At 77.3% G+C, this 8,519-nt stretch carries 8 protein-coding genes; 4 read left to right on the top strand and 4 right to left on the bottom strand.

All coding sequences use genetic code 11. The annotated features are described in order from the left end of the window. On the bottom strand, positions 1–2,145 hold a 2,145-nt coding region (locus BZZ08_RS37555), incomplete at its 3' end, for an nSTAND1 domain-containing NTPase (RefSeq protein WP_446750295.1). 377 nt (positions 2,146–2,522) lie between these two features. Between BZZ08_RS37555 and BZZ08_RS37550 the strand changes: the two genes are divergently transcribed. The 4 genes from BZZ08_RS37550 (at position 2,523) to BZZ08_RS37535 (ending at position 5,758) form a co-directional block, all read left to right on the top strand. Beyond that, entirely contained in the window at positions 2,523–2,906 is a 384-nt protein-coding gene (locus BZZ08_RS37550) for a hypothetical protein (protein ID WP_104636620.1), read from the top strand. After that, positions 2,903–4,369, top strand: a complete 1,467-nt coding sequence (locus BZZ08_RS37545) for a tetratricopeptide repeat protein (RefSeq protein ID WP_104636619.1) — start codon at positions 2,903–2,905, stop codon at positions 4,367–4,369. Before BZZ08_RS37550 ends, BZZ08_RS37545 begins: the two co-directional genes overlap by 4 nt. Before the next feature lie 86 nt (positions 4,370–4,455). Continuing rightward, complete coding sequence (locus tag BZZ08_RS37540) at positions 4,456–5,391, top strand: polysaccharide pyruvyl transferase family protein (RefSeq protein WP_104636618.1); 936 nt, start codon at positions 4,456–4,458, stop codon at positions 5,389–5,391. A 58-nt stretch (positions 5,392–5,449) separates the two neighbouring features. Beyond that, positions 5,450–5,758 carry a DUF3040 domain-containing protein gene (locus tag BZZ08_RS37535; protein WP_104636617.1) on the top strand — a complete coding sequence of 103 codons (309 nt, stop codon included), beginning with the start codon at positions 5,450–5,452 and terminating at the stop codon, positions 5,756–5,758. A gap of 28 nt (positions 5,759–5,786) precedes the next feature. On the opposite strand, the gene BZZ08_RS37530 is transcribed toward BZZ08_RS37535, so the two are convergent. The 3 genes from BZZ08_RS37530 to BZZ08_RS37520 all read right to left on the bottom strand — a co-directional run. After that, on the bottom strand, positions 5,787–6,683 hold the full coding sequence (locus tag BZZ08_RS37530) for a glycosyltransferase family 2 protein (RefSeq protein WP_104636616.1): 897 nt from the start codon (positions 6,681–6,683) through the stop codon (positions 5,787–5,789). Next, positions 6,680–7,615 carry a glycosyltransferase family 2 protein gene (locus BZZ08_RS37525; RefSeq protein ID WP_104636615.1) on the bottom strand — a complete coding sequence of 312 codons (936 nt, stop codon included), beginning with the start codon at positions 7,613–7,615 and terminating at the stop codon, positions 6,680–6,682. Before BZZ08_RS37525 ends, BZZ08_RS37530 begins: the two co-directional genes overlap by 4 nt. Beyond that, positions 7,612–8,519, bottom strand: a 908-nt coding sequence (locus BZZ08_RS37520; protein WP_104636614.1) for a glycosyltransferase family 9 protein, incomplete at its 5' end; no start/stop codon positions are given. The genes BZZ08_RS37520 and BZZ08_RS37525, both read right to left, overlap by 4 nt.

Genomic DNA, 8,519 nt, shown 5'->3' with positions numbered 1-8,519 from the left:
GGCGGTGGCGAGGGTGCGGCCGTCGGGGGCGAAGGCGACGGAGGTGACGGACTTGCCCCCGTGGCTGACCAGGGGCTCGCCCAGGGGCCGGGGCCGGGCGCGGTCCCGGGTGTCCCACAGCCGGATGCCGCCGTCGTGCCCGGCCGCCACCAGCACGGTGCCGTCCGGCGCGTACGCCACCGCGCCCACCGGGCCGCCGGCGATCCGCAGCGGCTCCCCGAGCCGCTCGCCGGACCCGGCCGTGTCCCACAGCCGTACGGTGCCGTCGTGGCCGCCGCTGGCGAGGGTGCGGCCGTCCGGGGCGAAGGCCACGGCGCTGCCGATGTCGTCGTGTCCGGGCAGCCGGGTGGACAGCACCCGGCCCGCGTCCGTGGTGAGCGCGGTGCGCAGTTCGGGGGTGGTGCGCATGCCGAGCGCGGCGACGTCCAGCCGGGCGGAGAGGGCGGCGTTGGTCTCGCGCAGCCGGTCGGCCTCCGCGGTGATCCGGCCGAAGACGGCGTCGTCCCGCTCCGCCTGGGCGGCGGCCCGTGCCCGGAGCGCGACGACGGCGGTGCCCGAGGCGACCAGGACCAGCAGCGCGAGGACGGCCGACAGTCCGCGTCGGAGCCACACCGCGCGCCGCCGCCGGTGGAGCGAGGCGGCCAGGAACTCGCGCTCCGCCGGGGTCAGTTCCCCCGGCGCCGGTTCCCCGCCGCGCGCGTCCGGCGCGAACGCCTCGCGGGCGGCGGCCAGCCGTGAGCCCGCGTAGAGCGCGGCGTTCTCCCGGCCGAGGGTCAGCCAGGTGCGGGCGGCCTCGGAGAGCGCGCGGTGGACGCGGAGCCGGTCGCGTTCGGCGTCGATCCAGCCGCGCAGCCGGGGCCACGCGGTGATGAGGGCCTCGTGGGCGAGTTCGACGGTGCCGTCGTCGAAGGTGAGCAGCCGGGCGGCGACCAGCCGGTCCAGCACGGCGCGGGTGCCGTCCCGGTCGCCGAGGTCGAGTTCCGCGTGCTCGGCGGGGCGCCGGGTGTCGGGGGTGCCGTCGCCCGGGGCGACCAGCCGCAGCAGGATCCGGCGCGCGAGGTCGGCCTGCGGCGCGGTGAGTTCGCCGTACACCTCCTCGGCGGTGCGGACGACGGCGCCGCGCAGTCCTCCGGCCGCCTCGTAGCCGGCGACGGTCAGGGTCCGGCCGGTGCGGTGCCGCCAGGTCTCCAGCAGCGCGTGCGACATCAGCGGCAGTCCGCCCGGCGCGTCCTCGACCTCGTCGAGCAGCCGGGTGGTCAGGGCGCGTTCGACGACCAGGGAGGCCGCGGCGGCCGGCCGGACGACGGCCTCCCGCAGTTCCTCGCGGCTCATCGGACCGGCCAGCAGGGTGGCGTCCTGCAACGCGGCGGTGAGCCCGGGGTGTTCGGCGCAGCGCCCGAGGAAGTCGGCGCGGACGGCGACCACGACGCGCAGCCGGCTGCCGGGACCGGTGGCGGTCAGGAGCCGGTCGACGAAGGCGTTCCGCTCGGCCGGGTCGGCGCAGAGGGTGTACAGCTCCTCGAACTGGTCGACGATCAGCCAGGTGTCGGCGTCCGTGCCGGGCACGGGGTCGAGCCGGTCCGCGTGGGTGGTCAGCGGGGCCGCGCCGGGGGTGAGGATGCGGACGGCGGCGGGGGCGGCGGGTGCGTCGGTGCCGGTTGCGGGCGTGCGCAGGCGGGGGATCAGACCGGCCCGCAGCAGGGAGGACTTGCCGCTGCCCGAGGGGCCGAAGACGGCGGTGAAGCGGTGCCGGCGGGTCAGTCCCTCCAGGCGGTCCACCAGCCGGTCGCGGCCGAAGAACAGGGCGGCGTCGTCCGGTTCGTAGCGGGCCAGACCGCGGTAGGGCGGGCGGGTCTCCTCGTCGGCGGTCGCGAGTGCGGCGGCCTCCGCGCTCGCCGCCCGCCAGCGCCGCTCCCACTCCTCCGGGTCGCCGCCGCACACGTCGACGTAGGCGAGGGTCACCGCGAGGGTGGGCAGTTGCCGTCCGGCGGCCGCCTGCGACAGGGCGGTCACCGAGAACGGGACCTTGTCGGCCATCGTCCGGTACGTCGGCCGCCCCACCGATTCGCGCAGGGCGCGGAGTTCGGCGGCGAACCGCTGTACCGGTCCGGCCGCGGGGTCCAGCCGCCGTTCCCGGCGTCCCACTCCCTTTCCGCCCACGTGCGCCCCGCCCCCGCCGTCGCTCTCGGTCCCCGTCCGGGCGCCCACGGTAGGGAGGCGCGGGCGCGGGCGGCAAGCGCCGGGCTGCTCGTCGGGGGGTGGCGCACGGGGAGTTCACGGTGCCTTCACGGCGGGTCCGCATGGTTCCGGTCCGTTCCGCGGGGCCCGCCGCATTGTTCAGTGCCGGGTGCGGGCTGCTGAACAACGGTGTTCCGCGGTGGAATCGGTGGCCGGGGGAGTGCGGGGCGGCACGGCGCCGGGTCCGCCAGGGCCGCGCCACCCCGCACCCGTTCCCCCCTGGCGAGGACACCCGAGTCCGGAGCAGGAACAGCTCGGAGAAGGCAGATGAAGGAAGTGATCCGATGACCACCGAGGCGACCCGTCGGCCGTGGAGTGTGACGCTGGCGGTGGTGCTGGTGATGCTGGGAACGCTGGTCGCGGCGACGACGGCGGCCGGCCCGGGGGAGGCGGCGGCCCTGGTGCTCCTGCTGCTGGCGGTCTGCTTCTGGCTCGCCGTCCGGGCGGGCCGGGGCCGGCGCGGCGCCCGGACCGCGGTGAGCTGTCTGACCGCGGTGATCCTGGTCGTCGCCGCGCCGTTCGCCCTCGACGATCCGCTGTACGGCGGCACCACGCTGCTGCTCGCCGCGCTGCTCGCCGTCCCGGGCGTGGTCCTGCTGTACCTGCCGGCCGCCGAGGCGTACGTGCGGGTCCGCAGCGGTGAGAGCGGCGAGGAGTACGCGGGATGACCGAGCCGCCGCGGGAGGAACCGGTCCGTCCCGCCGACGTGCCTGCGGAGCCCGGCACCGCCGAGGTCTGGGACCCCGGTCCTGACTACGGGCGGGTGGCTCCCCGGGAGCCGCGTGTGCCCGATCCGCTCGCCGTGGCCGTCGGCAATGCCTCGCTGCTCGGGGCGGGGTACCTGATCGCGGGGCGCCGGGCGCTGTTCTGGGCCGCCGCGGTGGTCACGGTGTCCCTGCTGTGGCTGACGTACGCGGTCGCCGAGACGTGGTGCGAGCTGCTCGTGGTGCTGTGGTGGGCGGCGGTCGTCGGGCACGGCTGGTGGCTCGCGCGGCGGCACCCGGCGGCCGGGCCCCGGCACGGGCAGCGGCTGCTCGCGCTCGCCCTGACCGTGCCGGTACTGGCGGCCGCCGGATGGGTGCGGTTCGAGGCGCACGGGGTCGAGGACGACGTCGCGGACGCCCGCGCGGACGGGGACTGCGGGGCCGCGGTGGCCGCTCAGGACGGGATGGCGTTCCGGCACCGGCTGCTCGCCGCGCCGTCGGCCGCCCGGGGCGACGCGGTGGTCGAGGCGTGCGAGCGGCTGGACACGGCCGGGAGCTATCTCAGCGGCGGGCTGACCGGTGACCTGGACTCGCTGGAGACCGGCTTCCGGCGGCTCGGCGCGGTGCTCGGCGAGTCCGGCAACGAGCAGACCGTCAGGACGACGCTGGACCGCTTCCTCGGCCGGCTGCCCACCGACGACGGCTGTCTGACCGTGACCATCGCGGACTGGCTGCGGGAGCACGCCCCCGGGCCCGGGGACCTGACCGGCCCGGCCTCCGCCACCGCGGCCCGGACGGCCCCCCAGGCGCTGATGGACTGCGCCGACGGCTTCATGTCCACGGAGGACTGGCCGGGCGCCCGCGAGCGCTACCAGCGGCTGCTCGACGCGTACCCGGACGACGCCCACGCGGACGCCGCCCGCGAGGGGGTCAGGAAGGCGGGGCTGGCGATCGAGCTGGACCGGATCACCGAGCTGGTCGCGGCGGCGGACGGCATGGGCTCCGGCTACTGCCGGAAACCGGCGAAGTACTCCCAGGCCCCCGCCTACCGCAAGGGCCGCACCCGCGCCGTGTTCGTCGGCGACACCGAGTACACCGACAAGCTGCCCGAGGCGTGGCGGACCGACACGGCCCACGCCTCCCTGGTGGTGTGCACCGGCGAGGCGGCGGCCGGGGACGTGGTCGAGACGTGCCGGTACCGGGACCACAACGGCCACATCGGCAGTGTCAGGTTCAACAGGCTGGCGGTCCGGGTGAAGGGCTACGCGCTCAGGACCGGGAAGCTCGTCGTCGACCGCACGGTGCAGCTGGGCGGCGAGAGCTGCCCCGGCGTCCTCCGGTACTTCGACGCGCTGCCGTCGCGGATGGCCGTCACACCCTCGAACGGCGACGTGCGCGATGCCTTCGGACCGGTGGTCGGCCGCTGACCGGACCGCCCGGTCGCGGTCGCGGGGGTTGCCGGGCCGCCGGCGGGGCACCCGGGGGCACTGTGCGCGGACGGGACGGAATCCTGGTGACCGGCTGGTTCAGCTTCCTGCACGGGGAGGCGACGGCCGGGGACGTGCTGGCGCTGGCGCGGGTGGAGCGGGTGCTGCGGGACGCGGGGCTCGCGTACGACGTCGTGTGGAGCCCCGGTTTCCGCGCCGACGGCACGCACTTCGACGACCTGGACCCGGCGGCGTACTCCCGGCTGGTGTTCGTGTGCGGGCCGGTGCACGGGCCGCAGGTCGAGGAGCTGCACCGGCGGTTCGCGCACTGCGTGCGGATCGCGGTCGGGGTCTCCGTGGTCGACCCGGACTCCCCGGCCGTCACCGGCTTCCACCAGGTGCTGGCCCGCGACGCCGCCGGGACCGGTCCCGGCCTGGACCTCGCGGCCCGCGCTCCGGCGCTCCCGGCGGTGCCCGTCGTCGGGGTGGTGCTCACCCACGGGCAGCGGGAGTACGGGGGCCGACGGCGGCACGAGGAGGTCGCCGCCGTGCTGACCCGCTGGCTGGCCGGCCGGGACTGTGCCCGGCTGGAGCTGGAGACCCGGCTCGACGCCCACGACTGGCGGCTGTGCGGCACCCCGGCCCAGCTGGAGTCCGTACTGGCCCGCCTCGACCTGGTCGTCACCGACCGGCTGCACGGGCTGGTGCTCGCGCTGCGGGCCAGTGTCCCGGTCCTGGCGGTCGACCCGGTCGAGGGCGGCGCGAAGGTGACGGCACAGGCCCACGCCTGCGGCTGGCCGGCGCTGGTCGCCGCCGAACGGCTGGCCGGGGCGTCCGCGGAAGGGGAGCTGGAGCTCTGGTGGCAGTGGTGCCTGGCCGAGGGCCGGGCGGAGGCGGCGCGGATCGGCGCGGGGCTCCGGGCGGCCGACCCGGTCCGGGACTCGGCGGACGGCCTGGTGGCCGCGTTGCGGACCGCGTCGGCGGGTGGCGGCACGGCGGCGCCTGAGCCGCCGCGCGGTTAGCCGCCGCGCGGCACGGGCACTCGGCGGGGGTCGGTCCGCCCCCTGGGGAGGAGACACCATGTCCATCGGCCGGCTCCCCGATCACGAGCAACGCGTACTCGACGAGGTCGAACGGGCACTCAGCCGCGACCGCCGCCTCGACCGGCGCCTGCGCACGCTGAGGCTCCACCGCCTCCCCGATCCCACCCGCCTGGCGGCCTACCGCCCGCGCACCCCGACCGTCCTTCTGCTGCTCGCCGTGTCGGTGACGCTGATGGTCGTCGGCATCGTCACCTCCGCGCCCGGCGTGATCTGGGCGTTCGCCGCCGTGTGGCCGGTGACGCTGTTCGCGGCGTTCCGGCTGCTGTGCCGGTGGACGGAGGGTTAGCGCGCCCTCCACCGCGTCCCCGGCCGGGTCAGCCGGTGTAGCTGCGGGCCGTCGAGTCGCGCTGGGCGGGTTCCAGTGAGCGCAGCCGGGCCTCGACCTCCGGCGGCAGCACCCGGCGCTCGCGCAGCACCCACGGCAGGGCGGCCGTCGCCTCCGCGAAGGCGCGCAGGGACGCGGTGTCGCGGGGGACGGTGCGGGCCAGGTGGAGGGTGCGGCGCAGGGCGGGGCCGGCCGGGCGGCGCAGCCAGGTGAACCACAGGGTGTTGCGGATGCCGTGCGCCCTGCGCACGGTGGAGTCCCGCACCCCGGACGGGTGGTGATGGATCGTCAGGTCGTCGGCGTACGTCAGCCACCAGCCGTTGGCGGCCAGGTCGGCGGCGAGCAGCTCCTCCTCGCCGCCCAGCCACAGCCGGGGGTGGAAGCCGCCCGCGGTCCGGAAGGCGTCGGTGCGCAGGACGGTCGCGGCGGCCAGGAAGGAGCCGAGCGCCGGTCCGGGGAGCCAGTCGGGGCGGGGCACGGGCGAGTCGCGCAGCTCCTCGACGATCGGGTCCTCGGTGCCGTCCGGTTCGACCAGGATGCGGGCGGTGACCGAGCCGACCGCCGGGTGGCGGTCGAGCAGGTCCGCGGCTCCGGCCAGGGAGCCGGGCGCCCACCAGGAGTCGTCGTCGCAGAACGCGACGTAGGGGGTGGTGACCTGGCGGACGGCCAGGTTGCGGCCGACGGCGCCGAGGTTGCGGCCGGGGCGCAGGAGCCGTACGCCGGGGTGGTGGCGGGCGACGGCGGTGGCCGTGCCGTCGGTGGAGCCGTTGTCGGTGACGATCACCTGGGGTTCTTCGGGGAGTTCGGCGAGCCGGTCCAGGGTGCGCAGGAGTTCGGGGCACCGGTTGTGGGTGATGACGACGACGGTGGTCCGGGTGTCCGTCATGAGGCCGCTCCGTCGCCTTCGTCCAGGAGGCGGGCGGCCCGCTCCACGTGCGGGGGCAGCGGCCTGCGGGCGCGCAGGGCGGCGGGCAGGCGGGTGAGCGTCTCGCGCAGGGCGTGCCGGGCGTGCGGGTCGCGGCGGGCGTCGGCGGCGAGGGCACGGGTGCGGGCCAGGGCGTGCGGGAGGGGGCGGCGCAGCCAGGCGGTGAGGAGTTCGTTGCGGCGTACGACGGCCGGGCGGCCGGTGCGGGGGCGGGGGTCCGGGTGGTGGTGGGCGACCACGTCGGCGCAGTGCGTGACGCCCCAGCCGCGGGCCGCGAGGTCGTAGGCGAGGAGGGTCTCCTCGGCGCCGAAGAAGAGCAGCGGGTGGTAGCCGCCCGCGTCCAGGTACGCGGTGCGGCGGGCGACGGCGGCGCAGCCGAGGAAGCCGAGCACCTGGGTGCCGGGCAGGTCGGTGGCGGTGCCGAGCGGGGAGTCGGCGAGCAGGTCGTTGAGGGGGTCCGCGGCGTCGGCGGGGCCGACGAGGGTGCGGGCGGAGAGCAGGCCGAGCCGGGGGTGCTCGTCGAAGTGCCGGGCGGCGGCGCGCAGGGAGCCGGGCGCCCACCAGGAGTCGTCGTCGCTGAACGCCACGTACGGGGTGTCCAGGGCGCGGACCCCGTGGGTGCGGGCGAGGGCGCCGCGGTTGACCGGCAGGGCGAGGACGCGGACCTGGGGGAAGTCGCGGGCCAGCATGGCGCGGGTGTCGTCGGTGGAGGCGTTGTCGACGACGAGGACCTCGGGCCGCTCGGGCAGGGCGAGCAGGTTGCGCAGGGTGACGGCGAGGCTCGCGCGGCGGTTCCGGGTGGCGATGACGATGCCGACGGGGGCGGGTTTCGTGGGGTCGGGGCGGTCCCGTTCGCGGGTGGCCGTCGGGCCGTGGTGCGCGGGGTGGTTCATGGTCCCTCTTCCGGGGCGTCCGGGGTGTCCGGTTCGTCGAGCGCGTCGAGTGCGTCGAGTGCGTCGGGCGCGTCGAGTCCGTCGAGTCCGTCGAGTGCGCGCAGTACGGCGTCGGGGGTGATCCGCAGCAGCGCGGGGTCGGTGCGGCGGCCGTGCGGGTCGCCGTCCGGGCCCGGGTGCCACAGGGCGCGGTGGCGGGGGTGGGGCGGCGGGCCCCAACGGCTGGGCGGGACCGGGCCGAAGAGGGTCACGGAGGGCGTGGCGTGGGCGACGGCGAGGTGGGCGATGCCGGTGTCGCCGCTGACGACGGCGCGGGCACCGGCGACCAGGGCGGAGAGCCGGTCGTAGGGCAGGCCGCCGCCGAACCCGTCCGTGTCGGGCAGGCCGGCGCGCTTGGCCAGCCGGGCCACCAGGTCCGCCTCGTCCGCTCCCCCGGTGACCACGACCCGGCGTCCCCGTGCGCGCAGCGCCTCGGCGACGGCCGCGTACCGTTCCACCGGCCAGCAGCGGGAGGGGGCTCCGGCGCCGGGGTGCAGGACGACCGCGCCGGGGGCGGGGGACGGCGCGTCGGGGCGCGGCAGCCGCAGGTCGGTGGGGTCGGCGTCGATGCCGTAGGCCCGCAGCAGTCGGCACCACCGCTCGCGCTCGTGCTCCTCGGCGTACCAGGGCGGGCCGTCCACCTCGGGGGTCGCGGGGTGCGCGAACGCCAGCAGCCTGCGCGGGCGCAGCCGGGTCAGCAGGCGGTGACTGGGCGGCCCGTTGCCGTGCAGGTCGACGGCGACGGCGGGGGGCGGTCCGGTCCAGTCGAGGGTGCGCGGGACGGCACGGCCGGGTGCGGCGGCGGGCAGCACCCGGTCCACGGCGCCGGTCGCGGCGGCCACGGGGGCCAGTTCGGCGGGGGTGG

This window comes from Streptomyces sp. MH60 (assembly GCF_002939385.1).
Classification (GTDB): Bacteria; Actinomycetota; Actinomycetes; order Streptomycetales; family Streptomycetaceae; genus Streptomyces.
This window is presented reverse-complemented; position numbering and strand designations above follow the sequence as displayed.

Bases quoted from the DNA above. Each gene is read 5' to 3' on its own strand.
- BZZ08_RS37550 (WP_104636620.1), top strand. From the start codon at position 2,523: ATGACCACCGAGGCGACCCGTCGGCCGTGGAGTGTGACGCTGGCGGTG.
- BZZ08_RS37545 (WP_104636619.1), top strand. From the start codon at position 2,903: ATGACCGAGCCGCCGCGGGAGGAACCGGTCCGTCCCGCCGACGTGCCT.
- BZZ08_RS37535 (WP_104636617.1), top strand. From the start codon at position 5,450: ATGTCCATCGGCCGGCTCCCCGATCACGAGCAACGCGTACTCGACGAG.
- BZZ08_RS37530 (WP_104636616.1), bottom strand. From the start codon at position 6,683: ATGACGGACACCCGGACCACCGTCGTCGTCATCACCCACAACCGGTGC.
- BZZ08_RS37525 (WP_104636615.1), bottom strand. From the start codon at position 7,615: ATGAACCACCCCGCGCACCACGGCCCGACGGCCACCCGCGAACGGGAC.